The organism is Sphaerisporangium sp. NPDC049003, from assembly GCF_043197795.1.
Taxonomy (GTDB): Bacteria; Actinomycetota; Actinomycetes; order Streptosporangiales; family Streptosporangiaceae; genus Sphaerisporangium.
This window is the reverse complement of record NZ_JBICTU010000086.1, coordinates 1-1195: the sequence shown is the minus strand read 5'-3', so window position 1 is coordinate 1195 and position 1195 is coordinate 1. Positions and strand designations below refer to the sequence as shown.

Here is a 1195-nt window from a genome sequence, read left to right as displayed (position 1 = left end):
CGTGTAGAACGCTCGTGCCGATTGGATAGGTGCTGATCACGTTCGATCGGCGCTTGGGAGGCAGAGTGACGCAACCGGTCAAGGTGCGCAGGCTCACAGACCAGGAAGGACAGAAGCTGCAACGGATCGTGCGGCGCGGCACGATGAGCACGGTCCGCTATCGGCGAGCGATGATCCTGCTGGCCTCGGCCGGCGGCAACACGGTGCCGGTCATCGCCCGCCTGGTGGCCGCCGATGAGGACACCGTGCGCGATGTCATTCATCGCTTCAACGAGATCGGGCTGGCCTGCCTGGACCCTCAGTGGGCGGGAGGCCGTCCCCGCCTGCTGAGTCCTGATGATGAGGCGTTCATCGCGCAGACGGCCACCACGCGACCAGCCAAACTCGGCCGACCGTTCACCCGCTGGTCCATCCGCAAGCTCCTGGACTACCTGCGCCGCCTGCCGGGCCGTGCCCTCACCCTCGGCCGGGAGACGTTACGCACCCTGTTGGCCCGCCACGGCATCACCTTCCAGCGCACCAAGACCTGGAAGGAATCCCCCGACCCGGACTTCGACGCCAAACTCGACGCGATCGAGTACGCCCTCACCCACCGGCCCGCGCGCACCTTCGCCTTCGACGAGTTCGGACCACTGGGCATCCGGCCCACCGCCGGGACGGGCTGGGCGCCGCACGGCAAACCGGACCGGCTGCCGGCCACCTACCGCCGCACCCAGGGCGTGACCTACTTTCACGGCTGCTACGCGGTCGGCGATGACCTGCTGTGGGGCATCAACCGTGCCCGCAAGGGCATCGACCCCACCTGGACCGCCCTGAAGTCGATCCGCGCCGCCCGACCCGATGGCGCCCCGATCTACGTGATCTTGGACAACCTGTCGGCGCACAAGAACTGGCGCATCCGCACCTGGGCCAATAAGAACAAGGTCAGGCTGCTGTTCACGCCGACCTACGCCTCCTGGGCCAACCCGATCGAGGCGCACTTCGGCCCGTTACGCCAGTTCACTCTGGCCAACTCCGACCATCCCAACCACACGGTCCAAACCCGCGCCCTGCACGCCTACCTGCGCTGGCGCAACGCCCATGCCCGCCACCCCGACGTGATGGCCGCCCAACGCCGCGAACGCGCCCGCATCCGTAGTGAGAAGGGCATCCGCTGGGGCGGCCGGCCCCTCGCACCAGCAGCCTGAAAGCTTAC

Annotated in this window: 1 protein-coding gene; it reads left to right on the top strand. The window is 67.9% G+C overall.

Features of this window, described 5'->3' with window-relative positions:
- Positions 1–65 precede the first annotated feature (65 nt).
- Positions 66–1187, top strand: a complete 1122-nt coding sequence (locus ACGFIV_RS36280; RefSeq protein WP_392839619.1) for an IS630 family transposase — start codon at positions 66–68, stop codon at positions 1185–1187.
- Positions 1188–1195 lie beyond the last annotated feature (8 nt).